22 protein-coding genes are annotated in these 20309 nt (G+C 69.1%); 14 read left to right on the forward strand and 8 right to left on the reverse strand.

Annotated elements, in window-relative coordinates:
- Positions 1-8 precede the first annotated feature (8 nt).
- From C8D93_RS15690 to flgL, 4 genes are read left to right on the forward strand one after another with little or no spacing between them, the layout of a single operon-like run.
- Positions 9-1106 (forward strand): flagellar basal body P-ring protein FlgI, encoded by a 1098-nt coding sequence (locus C8D93_RS15690; protein ID WP_110266160.1) that lies wholly within the window; start codon positions 9-11, stop codon positions 1104-1106.
- Positions 1106-2035, forward strand: coding sequence for a flagellar assembly peptidoglycan hydrolase FlgJ (gene flgJ / locus C8D93_RS15695; protein WP_110266161.1), 930 nt, complete (start codon positions 1106-1108; stop codon positions 2033-2035). The genes C8D93_RS15690 and flgJ overlap by 1 nt, the downstream gene beginning before the upstream one ends.
- Positions 2036-2039: 4 nt before the next feature.
- The gene (flgK, locus tag C8D93_RS15700) at positions 2040-3674 is read left to right on the forward strand and encodes a flagellar hook-associated protein FlgK (protein ID WP_110266162.1); all 1635 of its coding nucleotides are present in this window, start codon (positions 2040-2042) and stop codon (positions 3672-3674) included.
- An 11-nt stretch (positions 3675-3685) separates the two neighbouring features.
- On the forward strand, positions 3686-4879 hold the full coding sequence (gene flgL, locus C8D93_RS15705) for a flagellar hook-associated protein FlgL (protein ID WP_110266163.1): 1194 nt from the start codon (positions 3686-3688) through the stop codon (positions 4877-4879).
- Between the two features lie 130 nt (positions 4880-5009).
- Here flgL and C8D93_RS15710 read toward each other — a convergent pair whose 3' ends face one another.
- Positions 5010-5606: an arylesterase gene (locus C8D93_RS15710; protein WP_211307381.1), complete on the reverse strand. Its 597-nt coding sequence runs from the start codon at positions 5604-5606 to the stop codon at positions 5010-5012.
- A gap of 46 nt (positions 5607-5652) precedes the next feature.
- On the opposite strand from C8D93_RS15710, the gene C8D93_RS15715 reads away from it, so the two are divergent.
- Positions 5653-6174 (forward strand): gamma carbonic anhydrase family protein, encoded by a 522-nt coding sequence (locus C8D93_RS15715; protein ID WP_110266165.1) that lies wholly within the window; start codon positions 5653-5655, stop codon positions 6172-6174.
- A 14-nt stretch (positions 6175-6188) separates the two neighbouring features.
- Here the strand turns inward: C8D93_RS15715 and C8D93_RS15720 are convergent, their stop codons facing one another.
- Positions 6189-6692 (reverse strand): SixA phosphatase family protein, encoded by a 504-nt coding sequence (locus tag C8D93_RS15720; RefSeq protein WP_110266166.1) that lies wholly within the window; start codon positions 6690-6692, stop codon positions 6189-6191.
- 77 nt (positions 6693-6769) lie between these two features.
- Here C8D93_RS15720 and C8D93_RS15725 point away from each other — a divergent pair, with 77 nt between their 5' ends.
- The gene (locus tag C8D93_RS15725; protein WP_170124056.1) at positions 6770-8038 is read left to right on the forward strand and encodes an FAD-dependent oxidoreductase; all 1269 of its coding nucleotides are present in this window, start codon (positions 6770-6772) and stop codon (positions 8036-8038) included.
- Positions 8039-8048: 10 nt separating this feature from the next.
- Here C8D93_RS15725 and C8D93_RS15730 read toward each other — a convergent pair whose 3' ends face one another.
- The 5 genes from C8D93_RS15730 to C8D93_RS15750 form a co-directional block, all read right to left on the reverse strand.
- Complete coding sequence (locus C8D93_RS15730) at positions 8049-8765, reverse strand: class I SAM-dependent methyltransferase (RefSeq protein WP_110266168.1); 717 nt, start codon at positions 8763-8765, stop codon at positions 8049-8051.
- Between the two features lie 3 nt (positions 8766-8768).
- Positions 8769-9083 (reverse strand): SCP2 sterol-binding domain-containing protein, encoded by a 315-nt coding sequence (locus tag C8D93_RS15735; RefSeq protein ID WP_110266169.1) that lies wholly within the window; start codon positions 9081-9083, stop codon positions 8769-8771.
- A gap of 90 nt (positions 9084-9173) precedes the next feature.
- The gene (locus C8D93_RS15740; RefSeq protein ID WP_110266170.1) at positions 9174-9449 is read right to left on the reverse strand and encodes a hypothetical protein; all 276 of its coding nucleotides are present in this window, start codon (positions 9447-9449) and stop codon (positions 9174-9176) included.
- Positions 9446-9904 (reverse strand): PaaI family thioesterase, encoded by a 459-nt coding sequence (locus C8D93_RS15745; RefSeq protein ID WP_245903931.1) that lies wholly within the window; start codon positions 9902-9904, stop codon positions 9446-9448. The genes C8D93_RS15740 and C8D93_RS15745 overlap by 4 nt, the downstream gene beginning before the upstream one ends.
- A complete protein-coding gene (locus tag C8D93_RS15750; protein ID WP_170124057.1) occupies positions 9901-10350 on the reverse strand; it encodes a PaaI family thioesterase in 450 nt (149 codons plus the stop codon). Before C8D93_RS15750 ends, C8D93_RS15745 begins: the two co-directional genes overlap by 4 nt.
- 139 nt (positions 10351-10489) lie before the next feature.
- Between C8D93_RS15750 and C8D93_RS15755 the strand changes: the two genes are divergently transcribed.
- The 4 genes from C8D93_RS15755 (at position 10490) to C8D93_RS15770 (ending at position 12859) form a co-directional block, all read left to right on the forward strand.
- On the forward strand, positions 10490-11116 hold the full coding sequence (locus tag C8D93_RS15755; RefSeq protein ID WP_110266172.1) for a CoA pyrophosphatase: 627 nt from the start codon (positions 10490-10492) through the stop codon (positions 11114-11116).
- Positions 11113-11496 carry a MazG nucleotide pyrophosphohydrolase domain-containing protein gene (locus tag C8D93_RS15760; protein ID WP_110266173.1) on the forward strand — a complete coding sequence of 128 codons (384 nt, stop codon included), beginning with the start codon at positions 11113-11115 and terminating at the stop codon, positions 11494-11496. Before C8D93_RS15755 ends, C8D93_RS15760 begins: the two co-directional genes overlap by 4 nt.
- A gap of 62 nt (positions 11497-11558) precedes the next feature.
- Entirely contained in the window at positions 11559-12368 is an 810-nt protein-coding gene (gene dapB / locus C8D93_RS15765) for a 4-hydroxy-tetrahydrodipicolinate reductase (protein ID WP_110266174.1), read from the forward strand.
- Positions 12365-12859: a GNAT family N-acetyltransferase gene (locus tag C8D93_RS15770; protein ID WP_110266175.1), complete on the forward strand. Its 495-nt coding sequence runs from the start codon at positions 12365-12367 to the stop codon at positions 12857-12859. Before dapB ends, C8D93_RS15770 begins: the two co-directional genes overlap by 4 nt.
- Before the next feature lie 12 nt (positions 12860-12871).
- On the opposite strand, the gene C8D93_RS15775 is transcribed toward C8D93_RS15770, so the two are convergent.
- Positions 12872-13132 carry a hypothetical protein gene (locus C8D93_RS15775; protein WP_110266176.1) on the reverse strand — a complete coding sequence of 87 codons (261 nt, stop codon included), beginning with the start codon at positions 13130-13132 and terminating at the stop codon, positions 12872-12874.
- Between the two features lie 124 nt (positions 13133-13256).
- Here C8D93_RS15775 and C8D93_RS15780 point away from each other — a divergent pair, with 124 nt between their 5' ends.
- From C8D93_RS15780 to carB, 4 genes are all read left to right on the forward strand, one after another.
- Positions 13257-14552, forward strand: a complete 1296-nt coding sequence (locus C8D93_RS15780; protein ID WP_110266177.1) for an amidohydrolase — start codon at positions 13257-13259, stop codon at positions 14550-14552.
- On the forward strand, positions 14549-15748 hold the full coding sequence (locus C8D93_RS15785) for a PA0069 family radical SAM protein (RefSeq protein ID WP_211307382.1): 1200 nt from the start codon (positions 14549-14551) through the stop codon (positions 15746-15748). Before C8D93_RS15780 ends, C8D93_RS15785 begins: the two co-directional genes overlap by 4 nt.
- Positions 15749-15866: 118 nt before the next feature.
- Positions 15867-16997, forward strand: coding sequence for a glutamine-hydrolyzing carbamoyl-phosphate synthase small subunit (gene carA, locus C8D93_RS15790; RefSeq protein ID WP_110266178.1), 1131 nt, complete (start codon positions 15867-15869; stop codon positions 16995-16997).
- A 10-nt stretch (positions 16998-17007) separates the two neighbouring features.
- Positions 17008-20238 carry a carbamoyl-phosphate synthase large subunit gene (gene carB, locus C8D93_RS15795; protein WP_110266179.1) on the forward strand — a complete coding sequence of 1077 codons (3231 nt, stop codon included), beginning with the start codon at positions 17008-17010 and terminating at the stop codon, positions 20236-20238.
- Positions 20239-20309: the final 71 nt, after the last annotated feature.

Here is a 20309-nt window from a genome sequence, read left to right on the forward strand (position 1 = left end):
GGCCCGCCATGCGCAATCTGCTCATCGCAATGCTCGTGACGCTCGCCCTGCCGGTGCAGGCCGAGCGCATCAAGGATCTCGCCAGCATCGAGGGCGTCCGCGGCAATCCGCTGGTCGGCTACGGCCTGGTGGTCGGTCTCGACGGCACCGGCGACCAGACCACGCAGGCGCCGTTCACGACGCAGAGCCTCAAGGCGATGCTCAGCCAGCTCGGCGTCGTCGTGCCGCCGAACGTCAATCCGCAGCTCAAGAACGTCGCCGCCGTCGCGATCCACGCCGAACTGCCGGCTTTCGCCAAGCCGGGGCAGAGCATCGACATCACGGTGTCGTCGATCGGCAACGCCGGCTCGCTGCGCGGCGGCGCGCTGCTGATGACGCCGCTCAAGGGCGCCGACGGGCAGGTCTATGCCATTGCCCAGGGCAATGTCGTCGTCGGTGGCCTCGGTGTCTCCGGCAACGATGGCTCGCGCATCTCGATCAACGTGCCCAGCTCGGGGCGCATTCCCAACGGCGCGCTCGTCGAGCGCACGGTGCCGAACAGCTTCGCGACCAGCAGCGAGATGCGGCTGAACCTGCACACGCCGGACTTCACGACGGCCGCGCGCATGGCACAGGCGGTCAACGCACGGCTCGGCGGAGAGTTCGCGCAGGCGGTGGACGCGGTCACGGTCGCTGTCGTCGCACCGGCCGACACGCGCCAGCGCGTCGCCTTTCTCGCGGCGCTCGAAACCATCGAGGTCTCGCCCGGTGAAGCCGCGGCGAAGGTGGTGATCAATTCGCGCACCGGCACGGTCGTGATCGGCAGCCACGTGCGCGTGCTGCCGGCGGCCGTCGCGCACGGCTCGCTCGCCGTGACGATCTCTGAGAACCCGGCGGTGAGCCAGCCGGGGGCCTTCTCGGACGGGCAGACCGTGGTCGTGCCGGACACCTCCATCGAGGTCACGCAGCAGGGGCAGGGACGCATGTTCCTGTTCGAGGCAGGCGTGTCGCTCGACGACATCGTGCGGGCGGTCAACCAGGTCGGCGCCGCACCGGGCGACCTGGTCGCGATTCTCGAGGCGCTGCGCCAGGCTGGCGCGCTGCGCGCCGAGCTGGTCGTGATCTGATGCAGTCCGCGGCCGTCACCGACTTCTCGCAGTACGCCCAGCTGCGCGCGCAGGCGCGCAGCGACGATCCGGCGGCCTTGCGGGAGACGGCCAAGCAGTTCGAGGCGCTGCTGATGCAGCAGATGCTCAAGAGCATGCGCGCCGCCAGTCTCGGTGACGACGTGCTCGGGGGCGAGCAGACGCAGTTCTACCAGGAGATGTTCGATCAGCAGATCGCGCAGCACCTGGCCGCGGGACGCGGCCTGGGCGTGGCCGACCTGATGATCCGGCAGATGCAGGGCGGTGCGGGCGCAACGCAGTCCGGCACGTCCGCGGTGGCGCCGCTGCCGACGCGTGGCCCGGTGCCACTGGCTGCGCAGGCCGGTGCCGGACCGGAGCCCGCGATCGACGCGGTGCGCGCATCGCGGGTCCAGGACGCTTCGCACGAGCGTTCGCCGGAAGACTTCGTCCGCAGCATCCTGCCGCACGCCGAGAAGGCCGCGGCGCGGATCGGCGTGCCCGCGCGCGTGCTCGTCGCGCAGGCCGCGCTGGAAACCGGCTGGGGTCGGCACGCGATGCAGCGGGACGACGGCAGCCCGGCATTCAACTTCTTCGGCATCAAGGCCGATACACGCTGGCAGGGCGAGAAAGTGCAGACCATGACCAGCGAATTCGAGAACGGCACGATGCAGCGACAGAGCGCCGAGTTCCGCGCCTACGCATCGCCGGCGGCCGCCTTCGACGACTACGTGCGCTTCCTGCAGTCCAATCCGCGCTATGCCGAGGCGCTGCGCCACGGTGGCGACGCGGAGCGGTTCACATCGGGACTGCAGAAGGCCGGCTACGCGACCGATCCGGCGTACGCGCAGAAGATCCACCGCATCGCCGACGGCCAGACGATGAAGGCCGCGCTCCACGCCGCGCGCCCGGCGCGTCTGATCGAGGTGTAGCGTCATGTCCGATCTTCTTTCCATCGGCATGTCCGGCCTGCTCGCTTACCGGCGCGCACTGGACACCGTCAGCCACAACATCGCCAACGCCAACACGGCGGGCTACAGCCGCCAGCGGGTCGAGCTGGCGTCGCGTCCCGGCGCCGGGACCGGCTACGGCTACCTGGGTACCGGCGTCGACGTGGCGACCGTGCGCCGGCTCGGCGACGACCTGATCAGCGCCCGCATGCAGACGGATGCGTCCGCCTACGGCCGGTTGCAGACCTATCACGGCTATGCCTCGCGCGTGGACAGCCTGCTGTCGGATGCCGACGCCGGGCTGTCGCGGCCGCTGCAGGGCTTCTTCGATGCCGCCAACGCACTGTCGCAGGACCCGTCGTCGACGGCGGCGCGGCAGACCCTGATCGGCGCCGCCGACACGCTGGCCGCGCGCATGCGCGATACGCAGGCGCAGCTCGACGCGATGGACAGCGAGATCGACACGCGCATGCGCGCGACCGTCGACGAGATCAACACGCTGTCGCAGGCGCTGGCCGACGTCAACCGCGAGATCGTGCAGGGCTATGGCAACTTCGGCGGACAGCCGCCGAACGACCTGCTCGACCGGCGCGACCAGCTGCTGCAGGAGCTGTATTCGCGCGTGGGCATCAGCACCTCGGCGCAGGCCGACGGCAGCGTCAACGTCTACGTCGGCGGTGGGCAGGCACTGGTGCTCGGCAGCGAGGCGACGGCGCTGGGCGTCGCCGCCGACCGCTACAACAGCGGACGCCTGGACATCGTGCACGCCGGCGGATCGAGAATCACCGCGCAGGTCGAGGGCGGGGCGCTGGGCGGTCTGCTGGACACGCGCCGCGAGGTGATCGACCCGGCCCGCGCGCGTCTCGGACGGATCGCCGCCGGCATCGTCGAGACCGTGAACGCACAGCACGCGCAGGGCTTCGACGCCAACGGCCAGCTGGGCGCCGATCTGTTCGCACCGCTGCGCGGCGCAGCCTTCGCCGCGACGACGAACGGCGGCAGCGCCCAGGTCGACGTCGGCTTCGGCGATCCCGGAGCCTTCGGCGACAGCGACTACGAACTGCGTTACGACGGCGCGGCATGGACGCTGACCGACTTGCGCAGCGGCGGAACCGTTCCGCTCACCGGCTCCGGCACGCCGGGCGATCCGCTGGTCGGTGCCGGTCTCGAACTGCAGGTGTCGGGCGCCGCCAGTGCCGGCGACCGTTTCCTGATCCGGCCGACGGTCTCCGCCGCGGGCGGCATGAACGTCGCGCTGAGCAATCCGTCGCAGGTCGCGGCAGCGGCGAGCACCGCGAGCGGCGACAACGGCAATGCGCTGGCACTGGCCGGACTCGGCAACATCGGTGTGTTCGGTGGCGGCACGCAGTCGCTGCTGTCCGCCCATACGGCCCTGGTGTCCGGCGCCGGCATGCGCGCCCAGCAGGCCGGCATGCAGCTCGATGCACAGGCGGCGGTCGGCAACCAGACGCTGGCCGAGCGCGAGTCCGTGTCCGGCGTGAATCTGGACGAGGAGGCCGCCGACCTGATCCGCTACCAGCAGGCCTACCAGGCCGCGGCGCGCGTCGTGCAGGTGGCGGACACGATCTTCCAGACGCTGCTCCAGGCAGCGGGACGCTGACGGAGCCGGACATGCGCGTATCGACTTCCCTGTTGCATCAGCGCAGCCTCGATCTGATGCAGATGCAGCAGCAGAGCCTGCTGCGGACCCAGACCCAGCTCGCGACGCAGCAGAAACTGCTGTCGGCGGCGGACAATCCGGGCGACTGGGCCGCCGCGATGGGCATGGACCAGCTTCTGGCGCAGGCGAGCCGCTACCAGTCCAATGCGCAGGCGGCGCAACACCGGCTGTCGCTCGAGGAAACGGCGCTCGCCGAGGGCATGGACGTGCTGGCGCATGCGCGCGAGCTGGCGATCCAGGGCAACAGCAGCACGCAGTCCCCCGAGACCCGTGCGGTGATTGCCCAGGAGCTCGCAGGCCTGCGCGAACAGTTGCTGGCGATCGCCAACCGCGACGACGGGCAGGGACGCTATCTGTTCGCCGGTGCCCGCGACGACGCGGCGCCGTTCGCGTGGACCGGCAGCGCGGCCAGCTACGGCGGCGACGATGCGCCGAGGATGCTGCCGATCGGCAACGCCCGCAGCATTGCCGTCGGCGACGCCGGCAGTGCGGTGTTCATGGGCCTGCGGACCGGCGACGGTCGCGTGCAGGTTGGCGCGGATGCAGCGAACACCGGCGCGATGCATTTGCAGCAGGCGGTCGTGCGCGACGCGGCAGCCTATGACGGCAGCAGCTTTTCGCTACGCTTCACCGGCGGCACCGTCGAGATCCGCGACGCCGCGGACAACCTGCTCGAGACGCGCGTCTACGCGCCCGGGAGCACGGTCCAGTTCAACGGCGTGGAACTGCGGTTCGCCGGCGAGCCGGCGGACGGGGATCGCTACCGGGTCGAACCGAGCACGCAGCAGGACATGTTCGCGCTGCTCGACAAGCTGGCCGCGATCGTCGACGGGCCGCAGGACACGACCGGCGCGCGCGCCGGTGCGCAGACGGCCATGCAGCAGGCGCTGGCGGAGCTGGAGGCGGCGCAGTCGCAACTGTCGGCCGTGCGCACCGGGGCGGGGCTGCGCCTGGGCGCCGCGCAGGATGCGGAAGCCACGCTGTCGGCGCAGACGATCGAGGCGGAGTCGGCCCTGTCGAACCTGCGCGACGTCGACATCGCCGAGGCCGCCAGCCGCCTGCAACGCGAGCTGCTGGCGCTGCAGGCCGCCCAGGCCTCGCATGCGCAGATCCAGGGGCTGAGCCTGTTCAGCTACCTGCGCTAGCTCACCCGGATCGCACCGGGTCGTAGGGTCGGTTGGCGGTATCACCGCGTAACCCGCCGTTGCGCCGGAAGCAACGGCGCGTGACGGCCCTACGGCCTAGACCGCCCTGCGAGGTTTGCAGGATTCCGGATCAGATCGCACCCGCCTTGCGCAGCAGCCCGGCAATCGCTTCGGCGATCTGCCGGTAGCCACTCGCATTGGGGTGAATCTGGTCGGAGCGCAGTGCGCGTTCGGACAGGGTCTCGGCAATGATGTCGCGCTCGATCGGAATCCCGTATTCGCGTGCCAGCTCGGCGTAACGCGGTTCGGCTTCCAGGCCCATCAGCGCCGGCTCCGGAACCCCCAGCAGTACCACGGCGATGCCGCGACCGCGGATCTCGTCGATCATGGCGGCGAGGTGGTTCTTCATCGCGTTCCGGTCCTGCTTGCGCAACATGTCGTTGCCGCCCAGGCACAGGATGACCAGGTCGGGCGCGGTCTCGTCGAGTACACCCGGCAGACGTTCGCGGCCCTCGCGGCTGGTTTCGCCCGGCACGCCGGCGTTGACGACTTCACGACCGATCAGTGCCTGCAGCTGTGCCGGATAGGCCTGCTCGGCGCTGGCGCCGGTGCCGTAGGTGAGGCTGTCACCGAAGGCGAGAACGACGCCGTCGGTGGCCAGCGGCGGCAGGCCCGGGACGCGCTCGTTGCAGGCGCACAGCCACAGCATCGCTTGCAACAGCAGCAAGGCGGTCGGCAGACTGCGGCGCTCACTTCTTCCAGGATGTCCCCGCATGCTCTATTCCCTCGATGGCCGTGCGCCGCAGATCGCGGACGATGCCTGGGTCGCCCCCGATGCCAGCGTGATCGGCACGGTCACGCTGGGGGCGCGTGCCAGCGTGTGGTTCGGCTGCGTGCTGCGCGGCGACACCGACCAGATCATCGTCGGCGACGATAGCAACATCCAGGACAGCTCGGTGCTGCACACCGATGCCGGCATCCGCCTGACCGTCGGCCGCGGTTGCACCGTCGGTCACAAGGTGATGCTTCATGGCTGCACGATCGGCGACAACAGCCTGATCGGCATCGGCAGTATCGTGCTCAACGGTGCGCGCATCGGCAGCAATTCCATCGTCGGCGCCGGCGCGCTGGTGACGGAGAACAAGCAGTTCCCCGACGGCGTGCTGATCATGGGCACGCCGGCGAAGGTGGTGCGCGAACTGCAGCCGCCGGAGATCAAGATGCTGGAGATGATGGCCCAGCACTATGTCGCCAATGCCCGGCGCTACCGCGAGCAACTGCGGCCCGCGGCCTGAGCCCGGGCGCGCGCTCAAGTCTTGTCGCGGAATTGCTTGGGGTAGGCGTAGAAGCGCTGTGCGCCGCTGCGCTCGGCGACGTCCGCCCAGGTCTTGGTGTCGAAGCCGATCTGGACGACGGCGCAGGTGGGCATGTCGTCGAAACTGCAGCGCGCGAGGCGATGCGCGAGGTCGGTGAAGCCGGGATTGTGACCGAACAGCATGACGTGGCGCTCGTCGTCGTCCAGACCCTGGACCAGCGTCAGCAGCCGCTCGGCGCTGGCCTCGTAGATGCGGGGTGCCTGCTCGAAGCGCGACGCGGGGAGGGCGAGGGTCTCGGCGAACACCCGTGCCGTGGTCAGCGCGCGCAGCGCCGGGCTGCTGACGATGCGGTCGGGAATGCCGAGTGCGCGGCGAACGTGCTGCGCCATGCGCGGTGCGTCGCGCTCGCCGCGCGCATTGAGCGGCCGGTCGAAGTCGGCGAGCGCGGGGTTGTCCCAGGAAGACTTGGCGTGGCGGACGAGCGTGAGCAGCAGCATGGTCGCGATTCTATCGCCGCGACGGCGACACGCGGATGTCATGCGCGCAGCTTTCCGGATCGGGTCAAACTCGCGGCATGACGAAACTGAACATCGCGATCGTCGGCAGCGGCATCGCCGGCCTTGCTGCGGCCTGGCTGCTTGGTCGGCGCCATGCCGTCACGCTGTACGAACGCCACCCGCGGCCGGGGATGGGGGCGTTCAATGTCGACGACGCCGATGGCGGTCAGGCGGTGCGCATCGACCTGCCGCTGCGCGTGTTCAAGTCCGGGTACTACGACACGCTGATGGCGCTGTACCGCGCATCGGGCGTGCAGATGCAGCCCACCGATCACGCGGCTGCGTTCACCACGCCGCAGGGCGAGACCTACTTCCGCTACCGCAACCTGCAGCTCGGTCGCCGTTCGGTGCCTGTGCCGGCGGTGACCGGGCGACGCTGGCGGCGGATCGCCGGCGAGGCCCTGCGCCTGATGTTCTGCGCACCGCGTGACCTGGCGAGCGGCGGGCTGCGCGGACTGAGTCTCGACGACTATCTGCGCCAGCGCGGTTACGGCGCCGACTTCGTCAACGGCATGCTGCTGCCGAGCTTCGCGGCGATCTGCACCTGCTCCTACGATGCCGTGCGCCGCTATCCTGCCGAGGTCATCGTCGGCTTTTTCAGCAGCGGCTCGCTGTTCAGCGGCACCTGGCGGGCGCGATACGGCGCCGATGACGCGATTCGCCGGCTGCTGCAGCCCTGCCAGGGCCTGCGCTGTGGCGCCGACGTGGTCGGTGTGACGGCTGCGGGAGACGGCATGTGCGTGGTCGAGCGTGACGGCCGCGAGGCGCGTTTCGATCATGTGGTGCTGGCCGTGCAGGCGCATCAGGCCGCGGTGCTGGGGCAGGCCACCGATCCGGCCGCTGCAGCGCTCTTGGCCCGGGTGCCGCACGAGTCCAGCGAGGTGGTCGTCCACGGCGACGCCGCACTGGTGCCGGCGTCCGCGCGTGCGGCGCCGGTGCACTTCCATGTCGATCCGGCGGCATCCGGGCCGATGGCCAATATCCATCTGAACCGCATCGTGCCCGAGCTTTCGGGGCGCGCGTCGGTGTACCAGACCTGGAATCCGCTGCTGGAGCCGCATGCACCCACGGTGATCGGTCGGGCGCGTTTCCAGCGACCGCTGGTGAGCCTCGACAGCCAGGCTGCCATGGCCGAGCTGGTGGCGGCGCAGCGTGACGACGGGCGTCGTCTCTGGTTCTGCGGCTCATACCTGATGCCGGGAATCCCGCTGCTCGAAAGCGCCGCTCAGTCGGCGCTGCACGTGGCGAACCGTCTGGGCGTGACGGCGCCGTGGGGCCCCGACTGATGCCTTGTGCTCAGCTCGGCAGATAGACGTCGTATCGCGCCTGGGTCCCGGTCAGCTGGAAGTCCGGCATCCGCCCGTCGAGGTGTGGCGCGTGCAGCGGGCGCTTGACCACGGTGCGCAAGCGGCACGCTGCACGCGCTGGCGCCAGCAGGGCGTCGGCGTCGCCATCGTCACCCGACAATTCACGCAGGAACTGCATCTCGCGCTGCGGCAGCGCATGCCGGCCGTGATCGGGGTACATCGGATCGAGGTGCACGACATCCCAGTGCCCGCCGCCGAGCACCGCCGCCGCGTCGTTCTCGATCAGGTTCAGCCGCTGTGCGATCACTGCATAGGCAGGGTCGGCCAGTGAGCGTGCGTGCGCGTCGCGCAGCAGCGCGGCGAGCAGGGGCTGGCGCTCGACCAGATCGACGCGCGCGCCCAGGGCCGCCAGCGTCCATGCATCGCGGCCCAGGCCGCCGGTGGCGTCGAGCACGTGCAGGCCGGCGTGCTTGTGGAGGCCGACCGCACGGCCGAGCAGCTGGCGCTTGCCGCCGGCCACGCGGCGCTGCTGCTCGCGCGAGCGCCACTCCAGGTGCAGCGGCGCGTACTTCGGCCGGTGACGGGCGTGCAACTGCAGTCCGTGCTCGGCGCGCTCCAGCTCGAAAACGGAACCGCTGCCGTCCGGCGCAAACAGAAAACCCCGGGCGTCGTCTCCGCCCGGGGTTTCGGGGTACTGCTGGGGCACGTCTTACAGCTTGCTGGCGTCGAAGAAGCTCGCCATGCGCTGCGCCAGCATGAGGTCGCCGTCGATCTGCAGCTTGCCGGTCATGAACGCCGTCATGCCGTTGAGTTCGCCCTTCATCAGCGCGACCAGATCGTCGTCTTCCATCGTGATGGTCACGTCGGCGCTGTCGGACTGGCCGTCGGTCACCGTGCAGGCGCCGTCCTTGATCGTCGTGTACATCGGCGTCGAGCAGTTGAACTGGATCGTCGCGGTCGTGCCCGAGGCGGCGTCGGCATTGAACGCGGCGGGCAGTTTCTTGAGCAGATCGGCTGCGGACATGGGGAAGCTCCAAAAAGTAGATGTGGAGCGGCATCCTAACCAGCGGCGTGCTCCAGCAGCAACCGTCCGAACGGGTGAGGGAAAGGATCGTTACCGTGCGCTCGCCGGATCGCGCAGTTCCGCGACGAGGCGCGAGGCCAGCTCCGGTGCGAGCAGCACGACGTTGACGCTGCCGGCATGAATGCGTCGCGCCGAACGCAGGCCGTCGATGGCCTCGCGGTCATCGGCGTGATGCAGCACGCAGTAGTCGCGACCGGCCTGCAGTTGCGGCTCGAGCCGGCGGAAGCGGCGGAAGGCGGCGCCCTTCGCCGTGCCGGCGGCGCCATCGATCTCGCGCATCGTGCGCCACTGCGAGTAATCGCTCATTCCGGATAGGACAGCAGAAAGTGCGCACGGGCCACGGCGATCGGTCTTTCGGGAACGTCCTGCCAGCAGCGGATCTGCGTGTGCACGACGCGGACGCCGGCGCGCGTGACCTCGCACTCGGCGAAGCAGTCCTGCGGGCGGGCCGACAGCAGGTAGTCGATCGCGAAGTCGATGCTCTTGGGGATGCGGTCCTCGTCCAGCCGCAGCAGCAGGTGCAACAGGGCCGCGTTCTCCATGAAGGCCGCGGTGACGCCGCCGTGCAGGGCGGGCAGCGCCGGATTGCCGATCAGTTCGCGACGATACGGCAGCCGCATGCGCAACTGGCCGCCCTGCGCCTCGACGCGCAGCCCGAGGAAACGGGCATAGGGCACCAGGGCGACGAAGCCGTCGAAGTCGGCGTGCTCGCGCGCACGACGCCGCGCCTCGGCCAGCATCGATCCGATCGGCGTGCTCATGCGATCGCCGCCGCGCCGCGGCGTCCCGCGCGCATGAACGCCGATTGCGAGACCGCGATCGGCAGGGCGCGATCCTGCTGCCACACGCTCGCGCGCACGAAGGCGATGCTCGGCGTCAGGTGGTAGCAGTCGGCGCGGCAGTGGATGTCGTGGTCACGCAGGCCGGCGCGCAGGTAGTCCATGCGCAGGTCCAGCGTCGCGATGCGTTCAAGATCGGCGATTCGCGCGAGGACGGCGGCGCCGCAGGCCGAATCGACCAGCACGGTGACGATCCCCGGATGGATCAGGCCGCGTTCGGTATCGCCCAGCCACTCCTCGCGGAACGGCAGCCAGGCCTCGACGCCGTTGTCGTCGACGGCGGTCAGCTGCATGCCGCAGGCTGCGACGTGCGGCGTGACGTCGGCAAACCGCTGTTGCAGGGCGGCGTGGAAGGTGGACTTGTCCATCGGGATCGGCAGGCGGTGTCGGGGGGCGATTGTAGGGCGTGTCCGCGCGCCGGCGCGGCGGGCGGGGCGGCCTTGCCGCGGGGCGGTCGCCCTCATCCGCTAAACTGCCGCGATGAGTCCGGACGGATCGGTAAGCGGGATGACCGCACTGGAGCGACGCCTGCGCGATGCGCTGGCGCAGACGCGCCTCGATGCGCCGCGGCCGCTGATCGATCTCGAATTGCCGTTCGGCATCGACCGGCTGCTCAAACCGACGCTGCTCGGCAATCTGCGTCAGGCCGCAGTCCTGGCGCCGGTGCTGCGGCGCGGCGATCGCCTGTCGATGATGTTCACCGTGCGCTCGCAGTTGCTGCGCTCGCATCGCGGCCAGATCAGCTTCCCCGGCGGACGGCGCGACGACGACGATCGCGATGCCGTGGAGAACGCCCTGCGCGAGGCGAACGAGGAAGTCGGCCTCGCGCCGGAGCGCGTCGAGATCATCGGTTACCTGGACGACTATCCGACGATGACCCGCTACATCGTCACGCCGGTCGTCGGTGTCGTCGATGCCGAGGAACTCGAGCTGCGCGTCGACGCCGCGGAGGTCGCGGACGTTTTCGAGGCGCCGCTGGAGTTCGTGCTCGACCCGGCGAGCTTCAAGCGCAGCACCCTGGTGCGCGACGGCCTGAAGCTGCCGTTCTACGAGCTGCAGTGGCAGCAGCACCGCATCTGGGGTGCCACCGCGGGCATGCTGTGGAATCTCGCGCGCAAGGTCGCGGACGCATGACCGCCGAGGCTCCCGATCCGCTCGCCGAGGCATTGCGCCTGCAGTTCGAAGCGGCGGCGCTGGGTTTCGACTGGCGGCACCTGGACGAGCTGTGGGACAAGCTGGCGGAGGAGACGCAGGAGCTGCGCGAGGCCGCCGGCGGCAGCCGCGACGCGGCGGAAGAGGAACTGGGCGACCTGCTGTTCATGGCGGTGAATCTCGCCCGCCACCTGCACGTCGATCCGTCCGCCGCACTGGCACGCACCAATGCGAAGTTCGTGCGCCGCTTCGCGCACGTGATGGCTTCGCCGGACGAGTTGCCGCCGCCGGGCGATCCGCGCCGCCTCGACGCGATGGAAGCGCGCTGGCAGGCCGCCAAACGCCACGAAAAGACACCCTGAAACGACGCGCCGCGCGCGGCCCGGCGCTACTCTATGCGCCCGCCTCCGTTGCCCGCACGTTCATGAGCAAGACCCGCATCGCCGTTCTCGGTGCCACCGGCCGCATGGGCCAGGCGGTGATCCAGGCCGTTACCGGATCGGCCCTGCCGGTCGTGCTCGGCGCGGCCTTCGAGCGCAGCGGACATGACGCGATCGGCCGCGATGCCGCCACGCTTGCCGGGCTTGCTGCGGGCGGCGTCACGGTCAGCGACGATCTGGCCGCGCGCGTGGCCGACTTCGACGTGCTGGTCGACTTCACGCGCCCGCAGGGCACGCTGGCAGCCCTGCCGGTCTGTGCGGACGCCGGCAAGGCCATGATCGTCGGAACGACCGGCTTCAGCGACACCGAGAAGCGGCGGATCAATGACGCGGCGCAGCGCGTGCCGATCTGCATGGCGGCGAACTTCAGCGTCGGCGTGAACCTGTGCCTGAAACTGCTGGAAGAAGCCGCGCGCGTGCTCGCGGCCGACAGCGACATCGAGATCGTCGAGGCGCACCACCGGCACAAGGTCGACGCCCCGTCGGGCACCGCGCTGGCCATGGGCGAGGCGGTGGCGCGCGGCGCCGGCATCGACCTCGGTCAGCACGCGGTGTTCGCGCGCGAGGGCCAGACCGGCGCGCGGCCGAAGGACGCGATCGGCTTCGCGACGGTGCGCGGCGGCGACGTCGTCGGCGATCACACGGTGATGTTTCTCGGTGACGGCGAGCGCGTCGAGATCACCCACAAGGCCTCGAGCCGGCAGAACTTTGCCCGCGGCGCGGTGCGCGCGGCGCACTGGCTGCATGGGCGCGAGGCCGGCTTGTACTCGATGCGCGAGGTGCTCGGGCTGTGACGTCTGCCGTCGACATCCGGGCGGCGACGCGCGGGGACGTGCCGGTGATCCTGACGCTGATCCGTGCACTCGCCGAGTACGAACGGCTGCTGGATCAGGTCGTCGCCGACGAGGCGTCGATCGAGGTGGCGCTGTTCGGCGAACGCCCGTACGCGGAAGCGCTGATCGCGCGCTGCGACGATCGCGATGTCGGCTTCGCGCTGTTCTTCCACAACTTCTCGACCTTCCTCGGGCGTCCGGGGCTGTATCTCGAAGACCTGTTCGTGGTGCCTCAGGCGCGCGACCGCGGCATCGGCAAGGCCCTGCTGGCGCGCGTGGCCGCCCTGGCCGTCGAGCGCGGCTGCGGCCGGATGGAATGGGCAGTGCTCGACTGGAACCGGCCGGCCATCGATTTCTACCGCCACATCGGCGCGCGACCGCTCGACGAGTGGATTGTCAACCGCCTGACCGGCGACGATCTGCAGGCACTGGCCCGCTGCGACGACCGCTGACCGCCGGCGGATCTACAGACCGGCGGGTTTCGGCACGACGCCGTAGCCGGGTTTGGCCTCGGCTTCGGCCGCGATGATGTAGGCGCCGTCGATCAGTTGCTGCAGCCGTTCGTAGATGCCGGCGCCGCCGTTGCGTTCGGCCAGATCCTGGGCCGAGTGGCGGCCGTCGACCTGCACGAGCAGCGCGCGCAGTCTCGGCGACAGGCCATCCCGGCGCGTGCTCAGTTCCTCGCGGCCTTTCGCGCTTTTCGCGTATACCGTCTGCGAATTCATGCGACCCTCCTCCAGGTCCGATTCGCTGCTGCGCGGTTTGACCGCTGCAGGCTGGGGCCGAGTGTATGGCGATGGCGGGCGGGGGTAAACTCGGCCGCATTCCCTCGCAGGCGGAGCCCCGATCATGAGTGCAGGCGTTCGCGGAGCAACGATGCTGCTGGTGGCCGCTTGCGGCGTCGCGCATGCGGCGCCGGACTGGCCGGCAGCCGCCGCCGGCATCGAGGCGCGTGTGATCGAGCACCGCCGCTACCTGCATGAACATCCGGAGCTGTCGAACCGCGAGTTCGAGACCGCCAAGTACCTGGAGCGTCAGCTGCGGGCTCTCGGGCTCGAGGTCCGGACCGGCATCGCCCATACCGGCGTCGTCGCGGTCCTCGAGGGCGGCAAGCCTGGGAAGACGGTCGCGCTGCGCGCCGACATGGACGGGCTGCCGGTGACCGAGGAGACGGACGTGCCGTTCCGCTCGAAGGTCCGGACCCGGTACGACGGTCGCGATGTCGGCGTGATGCATGCCTGCGGCCACGACGGCCACATGGCGATCCTGCTCGGCGTCGCCGAGCTGCTGGCCGCGAAGCGCACCGAGCTGCCGGGCAGCGTGAAGTTCATCTTCCAGCCGGCGGAGGAAAGCCCGCCGGTCGGCGAGGAGGGCGGCGCCGAGCTGATGGTCGAGCAGGGCGTGCTCGGCGACGCGCCCAGGCCCGACGCCATCTTCGGCCTGCACCTGCTGTCCACCTTCGAGACCGGACACGTCGGCTGGCGCAGCGGCGGCATCATGGCCAGCGCCGACGACCTGCGCATCGTCGTGCATGGCAAGCAGACGCACGGCGCCGCACCGTGGCTGGGCATCGATCCCGTGGTCGTCGCCTCGCAGATCGTGCTCGGCCTGCAGACCATCGCCAGCCGGCAGATGCAGTCGACCGAGGCGCCGGTCATCGTGACCATCGGCAAGATCGACGGCGGCGTGCGCGACAACATCATCCCCGACCGCGTCGAGATGAAGGGCACGCTGCGCGCGCTCAACGAGGCCATGCGGGCCGACCTGCACGCGAGGGTGCGACGGACGGCGCAGAAGATCGCCGAATCGGCCGGCGCGAGCGCCGAGGTCTTCATCTCCGAGCGCCACGCCTACCCGGTGACGTACAACGATCCTGCGCTGATGCGGGCGATGCTGCCATCGCTGCAGGCCGAGTTCGGCGACGCGCTGTTCGAGGCACAACCGATTCTCGGTGCCGAGGACTTCTCCTTCTTCCAGCGCGAGATTCCGGGCCTGTACCTGTTCGTCGGCATCCGCCCGCCGAACGTGCCCGCCGAGGGCTTCCCGGCGAACCACTCGCCGAAGTTCTTCATGGACGAGGCGGCGCTGGGTGCCGGCGTGCGGGTGCTCTCGCGTCTGGCCTGGGATTATCTCGAGGCGCCGTGACCGCGCAGTCCGACCCGGCAGGCGGCGGGTCCGGGCGCCGTCGTCCGATCAAGGGGCGCGGCAGCACGATCAATCCCGAGGGGCGCTTCGAGACATTCGCGCGCGAGCGCTTCGACGATGGCTGGGCGGGACAGGCGGATGCTCCCGGGAGCGGCGCTGCCGCCCTGGGCCGCGCCGACGTTGACGGGTCGGTGGGGCTCACCGACGAGGACGTCGGTCATGCCATGGACGGCGAACCGAACCCGGAGACCCGGTTGTTCATCGACCACGCGCGCAGCATCATCACGCGAAACGACTCGCCGGACATCCCGTTCACGCAGTCGATCAATCCCTACCGGGGCTGCGAGCATGGTTGCGTCTACTGCTATGCGCGGCCGGCGCATGCCTATCTCGACCTGTCGCCGGGTCTCGATTTCGAGACCAAGCTGTTCTACAAGCCCGACGCCGCGGCGCTGCTCGAACGCGAGCTGCGCAAGCCCGGCTACGTGCCCGAGTGGATCTCGCTCGGAGCCAATACCGATCCCTGGCAACCGGTCGAGCGCAAGCTCGGCGTGACCCGCAGCATTCTCGAGGTGCTGGCGCGCTTCCGGCATCCGGTCGGCATCGTCACCAAGGGCGCGGCGCTGATCGAGCGCGATCTCGACCTGCTGACCGATCTCGCGCGCGACCGGCTCGTCTTCGTCGCGATCTCGGTGACCACGCTGGACCCCGCGCTCAAGCGCCGGCTCGAGCCGCGCGCCTCGGCGCCCGCCACCCGGCTGCGCGTGATCCGCCGGCTCGCCGATGCCGGCATCCCGACGATGGCGCTGTTCTCGCCGGTGATCCCCTTCGTCAACGACGCGGAACTCGAGCGCGTGCTCGAAGCCGTGCGCGACGCCGGCGCGCAGCGCGCGAACTACGTGATGCTGCGGCTGCCGCACGAGGTCAAGGACCTGTTCCGCGACTGGCTGCAGACCCACATGCCGCTGAAGGCCGCCCACGTCATGAGCCTGGTGCAGCAGCTGCGCGGGGGGCGGGACTACGATGCGGACTACGGTCAGCGCATGCGCGGGCAGGGGGTCTACGCCGAGCTGATCGCCCAGCGTTTTCGCAAGGCCTGCCAGCGGCTTGGCCTGAATCGCGAAGGCCGTTTCCAGCTTTCCACGGCGCATTTCCGGGTGCCGCCGGCCGCCGGCGATCAGCTGTCGCTGCTGTGAGTTTGCTGCCAGATTTTCGTGGACGATTCCGGGGCGCATCCATATAATGCGCGGCTAATCCTTGGACGGGGGCGAAAGCCCCCGTTTCAGTGTCCGAAGAGTGGATTAGACCGACCCCATGCCAGATCTCAAACCGGCCCTGCTCGCGCTCGCGGACGGCTCTATTTTCGCGGGCGTCTCCATCGGCAGCGACGGTCAGACGGTCGGGGAAGTCGTCTTCAACACGGCGATGAGCGGCTACCAGGAGATCCTCACGGATCCTTCGTACCGCCAGCAGATCGTCACGCTGACCTACCCGCACATCGGCAACGTCGGAACCAATCCCGAGGACGCCGAATCGGACCGCGTGCACATCGCGGGCCTGGTGCTGCGCGAGGTGCCGCGTGCCTCGAGCAACTTCCGCTCGACCCAGGACTTCCGCGCCTATCTCAAGGCCAACAAGGTCGTGGCCATTGCCGGCATCGACACCCGGCGGCTGACGCGCCTGCTGCGTGACACCGGCGCCCAGAACGGCTGCATCCTTGCCGGCGGCCGCATCAGCGAGAAGAAGGCGCTGGAGGCGGCGCGCGTCTTTCCGGGACTCAAGGGCGCGGATCTCGCGCAGGTCGTCAGCGTCGACAAGCCATACCGCTGGACGCGCGGCTCCTGGCAGCTCGAGCACAACGCCGAGCCGGAGCGGGACGGCGGCAAGCATCACGTGGTGGTGTACGACTTCGGCATCAAGCGCAACATCCTGCGCATGCTGGTCGACCGCGATTGTCGCGTCACCGTGGTGCCGGCGAAGACGACGGCGGGCGAGGTGCTCAAGCTCAAGCCGGACGGCGTGCTGCTGGGCAACGGGCCCGGCGATCCGGAACCCTGCGTCTACGCGATCAAGGCCGCCCGGGAGCTGATGAAGAAGCGCGTGCCGCTGTTCGGCATCTGCCTGGGGCACCAGATCCTCGGCCTCGCCGCCGGTGCGCGCACGCTGAAGATGAGCTTCGGCCATCACGGTGCGAACCACCCGGTCCAGGACCTGGAAACCGGGCGCGTGATGATCACCAGCCAGAACCACGGCTTCGCCATCGATGAGGCGACGCTGCCGCCGAATGCCGTCGTCACGCATCGCTCGCTGTTCGACGGTTCCAATCAGGGCATCCGCATCACCGACGCGCCGGCCTTCAGCTTCCAGGGACACCCGGAAGCCAGCCCCGGACCGCACGACGTCGGCGAGCTGTTCGACCGTTTTGTCCAGATGATGCGCGCCTGAGCCGACCGCAATGCCGAAACGCCAAGACATCCAGAGCATTCTCATCATCGGCGCCGGTCCGATCGTCATCGGTCAGGCCTGCGAGTTCGACTACTCCGGCGCGCAGGCCTGCAAGGCGCTGCGACAGGAGGGTTACCGCGTCATCCTGGTGAACTCGAATCCGGCGACGATCATGACCGACCCGGAGATGGCCGATGCGACCTACATCGAGCCGATCCGCTGGCAGGCGATCCGCAAGATCATCGAGAAGGAGCGCCCCGATGCGCTGCTGCCGACGATGGGTGGCCAGACCGCGCTCAACTGCGCGCTGGATCTCGCCAAGCATGGCGTGCTCGAGAAGTACGGCGTCGAACTGATCGGCGCCAAGGAGCGCGCGATCGACATCGCCGAGGACCGCCAGAAGTTCCGCGACGCGATGACCGAGATCGGCCTCGGCTCGGCGAAGTCCGGCGTCGCACATTCGATGGACGAGGCGCGCGCGATCCAGGCCGAGGTCGGATTCCCGGTGATCATCCGTCCGAGCTTCACGCTTGGCGGCACCGGCGGCGGCGTGGCCTACAACGTCGAGGAGTTCGAGGAAATCGTCGCGCGCGGGCTCGACCTGTCGCCGACCAACGAGGTGCTGATCGAGGAGTCGCTGCTCGGCTGGAAAGAGTACGAGATGGAGGTGGTCCGCGACCGCAAGGACAATTGCATCATCGTGTGCTCGATCGAGAACTTCGACCCGATGGGCGTGCACACCGGCGACTCGATCACGGTCGCACCGGCGCAGACGCTCACCGACAAGGAATACCAGATCATGCGCAACGCGAGCCTCGCGGTGCTGCGCAAGATCGGCGTGGATACGGGCGGCTCCAACGTGCAGTTCGCGGTCAATCCGAAGGATGGCCGCCTGATCGTCATTGAGATGAATCCGCGCGTCTCGCGCAGCTCCGCACTGGCGTCCAAGGCCACCGGCTTTCCCATCGCCAAGATTGCCGCGAAGCTCGCCGTCGGCTACACGCTCGACGAGCTGCAGAACGACATCACCGGCGGGCGCACGCCGGCCTCGTTCGAGCCGAGCATCGATTACGTCGTCACCAAGATTCCGCGCTTCACCTTCGAGAAGTTCCCGCAGGCCGACTCGCGCCTGACCACGCAGATGAAGTCCGTCGGCGAGGTCATGGCCATCGGCCGCAACTTCCAGGAGTCGCTGCACAAGGCGATGCGCGGCCTCGAGATCGGCTCCGAGGGTTTCGAGCCGCAGGAGCCGCTCGAAGGCGGCCGCTACTCGGCGGAGTCGCTGACGCGCATCCGCACCGAGCTGGCGATTCCGCGTGCCCGGCGGCTCTGGTACGTCGGCGACGCGTTCCGCGCCGGCATGAGCGTGGAGGAGGTCTTCCAGGTCTCGAAGATCGATCCGTGGTTCCTCGACCAGATCGCCGAGCTGATCGCGATCGAACAGTCGCTGCGCGGACAGAAACTCACGCAGCTCGACGCATCGATGCTGCGGCGCTGCAAGCGCCTGGGCTTTTCCGACGCGCGGCTGTCGAAGCTGCTCGGCGTCAAGGAGGACTCCGTGCGCCGCGCGCGGCTCAAGCATGGCATCCGTCCGGTGTTCAAGCGCGTCGATACCTGCGCGGCGGAGTTTCCGACCTCGACGGCCTATCTGTACTCCAGCTACGACGAGGAGTGCGAGGCGCAGCCGAGTGCGCGCGACAAGATCATGATTCTCGGTGGCGGTCCGAACCGCATCGGTCAGGGCATCGAGTTCGACTACTGCTGCGTGCACGCTGCGCTGGCACTGCGCGAGGACGGCTACGAGACCATCATGGTCAACTGCAATCCGGAGACCGTGTCGACCGACTACGACACGTCGGATCGCCTGTACTTCGAGCCGCTGACCTTCGAGGACGTGATGGCCATCATCGACCTCGAGAAACCCAAGGGCGTGATCGTGCAGTTCGGCGGCCAGACGCCGCTCAAGCTCGCGCGCCGCCTCGAGGCGGCCGGCGCACCGATCATCGGCACGACGCCCGATGCGATCGATCTCGCCGAGGACCGCGAACGCTTCCAGAAGCTGGTCGACAAGCTCGCGCTGCTGCAGCCGCCGAACGGCACCGCCACCTCGGAAAAGCAGGCGCTCGCGGTGGCGAAGAAGGTGGGATACCCGCTGGTCGTGCGTCCGTCCTACGTGCTCGGCGGCCGGGCGATGGAAATTGTCTACGACGACGAGGACCTGCTGCGCTACATGCGCGAGGCCGTGCAGGTGTCCAACGACTCGCCGGTGCTGCTCGACCGCTTCCTCAACGACGCGATCGAGGTCGATGTCGATGCGCTGGCCGACGGCACCGACGTGGTGATCGGCGGCATCATGGAGCACATCGAGGAAGCCGGCGTGCATTCCGGCGACTCGTCCTGTTCGCTGCCCGCGCACTCCCTGCCGAAGAAGACGCAGGACGAGATCCGCCGCCAGGTGGTCAAGCTGGCCAGGGCGCTGAACGTCGTCGGCCTGATGAACACGCAGTTCGCGGTGCAGGACGGCAAGGTCTACCTGCTAGAGGTCAATCCACGCGCCTCGCGCACCAGCCCGTTCGTGTCCAAGGCCACCGGGCGGCCGCTGGCAAAGATCGCCGCACGCTGCATGGCCGGCCAGACGCTCAAGGCCCAGGGCATCGTGCGCGAGATCGTGCCGGCGTACTACTCGGTCAAGGAATCGGTGTTTCCGTTCAACAAGTTCCCGGCCGTCGATCCGCTGCTGGGGCCGGAAATGCGCTCGACCGGCGAGGTCATGGGCACCGGTGCGCATTTCGGCGAGGCCTTCCACAAGGCCATTCTCGCCGGTGGCATGAACATCCCCAGAGGCGGGCAGGCGTTGATCTCGGTGCGCGACCAGGACAAGAAGAAGGCGGTCGAGCTTGCGCGCATTCTCGCGGGCAAGGGATTTCGGGTCTTCGCCACGCACGGCACCGCAGCGGCGATCCAGAAGGCCGGCATCGAGTGCGAGGGCGTCAACAAGGTCAAGGAAGGCCGGCCGCACTGCGTCGACATGATCAAGAACGGCGAGATCCAGCTGATTGCCAACACCACCGAAGGCAAGCAGTCGATCGAGGAATCACGCTCGATCCGGGCATCGGCGATCCAGAACAAGGTCTGCTACTTCACGACGATCGCCGGTGCGCTGGCCGCCGCCGCCGCCATGGACCACCTGGACCGGCTGGACGTGAACCGCCTGCAGAGCTTGCACGCGAGCCTGCAGTAGGTACCATAGGCGGCCACCGTTGATGCTCCACGCCTGCCGCTGTTCAGCGGCGGGCATTGTTTTTGCTCGAT

This window comes from Sinimarinibacterium flocculans, from assembly GCF_003201205.1.
Classification (GTDB): Bacteria; Pseudomonadota; Gammaproteobacteria; order Nevskiales; family Nevskiaceae; genus Solimonas; species Solimonas flocculans.